This is a genomic window from Micrococcus sp. HMSC31B01 (assembly GCF_001816085.1).
Lineage (GTDB): Bacteria > Actinomycetota > Actinomycetes > Actinomycetales > Micrococcaceae > Micrococcus > Micrococcus luteus.
On the sequence record NZ_KV825318.1, the window covers coordinates 1 to 1,202 of the forward strand.

Annotated in this window: 2 protein-coding genes; both read right to left on the reverse strand. The window is 71.7% G+C overall.

Annotation, left to right across the window (positions count from 1 at the left end; all coding sequences use genetic code 11):
- Window positions 1-958: SPFH domain-containing protein (locus tag HMPREF3105_RS10170; RefSeq protein WP_083325335.1), on the reverse strand; the 958-nt coding region annotated here is incomplete at its 3' end.
- 70 nt (window positions 959-1,028) lie between these two features.
- Window positions 1,029-1,202, reverse strand: a complete 174-nt coding sequence (locus HMPREF3105_RS10175) for an NfeD family protein (protein ID WP_246830372.1) — start codon at window positions 1,200-1,202, stop codon at window positions 1,029-1,031.

Sequence of the window (1,202 nt, forward strand, 5' to 3'; positions counted from 1 at the left end):
TGGTGACGCCGGAGTGCTCGGCTCCCGGCTCGCCCGCGCGGTCCCCGGAGTCCCGACGCCGGGGTGCGTGCTCCGGGGTGGGGCGGTCGCCGTCGCCGGGGGCGAACGCCTCACCGAGGCCCTGCAGGGCGCGGGTGAGCTCGGCGGGGACCACGAACATGGTGTTGGCCTGGCCGTCGGCGATCTTGGGCAGGGACTGCAGGTACTGGTAGGCCAGGACCTCGGAGTCGGCGCCGCCGGAGTGGATGGCGTCGAAGACCACCTCGATCGCCTCCGCCTCGGCGTTGGCGCGCAGCACGCGGGCCTGAGCCTCGCCCTCGGCGGAGAGGATCTGGGACTGGCGCTCGCCCTCGGCCGTGAGGATGGCGGCCTGCTTCGTGCCCTCGGCGGTGAGGATGGCGGCGCGGCGGTCGCGCTCGGCGCGCATCTGCTTCTCCATCGAGTCCTGGATGGACATGGGCGGGTCGATGGCCTTGAGCTCCACCCGCGAGACCCGCAGGCCCCAGCGCGTGGTGGCGTCGTCCAGCACGCCGCGCAGCTGGGAGTTGATGGAGTCGCGAGAGGTCAGGGCCTCCTCGAGGTTCATGCCGCCCACGACGTTGCGCAGGGTGGTGGTGGTGAGCTGCTCCACCGCGTGGATGTAGTTGGCGATCTCATAGGTCGCGGCCTTGGCGTCCGTGACCTGGAAGTAGACGACCGTGTCGATGGAGACGACGAGGTTGTCCTCGGTGATCACCGGCTGGGGCGGGAAGGAGACGACCTGCTCGCGCATGTCCACCATCGGGAGCATGCGGTCCACGAACGGGATGATCAGGGTCAGCCCGGCGCCGGCCGTGCGGTTGTACTTGCCGAGGCGTTCGATGTTGGCCGTCCGCGCCTGCGGGATGATCTTGACCGAGGAGGCCACGATCACCGCCGCGAGGACGGCGAGGACGACGAGGACGATGAGGGTTTCCATCGGGGTCCCTTCTTCTGGGGTCGGTGCGGTCGGTGCGGTCGGTGCGGTCGGAACGAGGACGTGGGGCGGCTCAGGCGCCGTCCGCCTCCCAGTCGATGCGGGGGAGCGGGCGGACCACCAGGGTGGCCCCGTCGATGCGCAGGACGGTCACCTCGTCGCCGGGGGCGACCTCGGGCGCCCCGGGCTCGACGCGGGCGGACCAGGTGTCGCCGTCGACGGCGAGCGTGCCGGCGTCGCCGGTGAT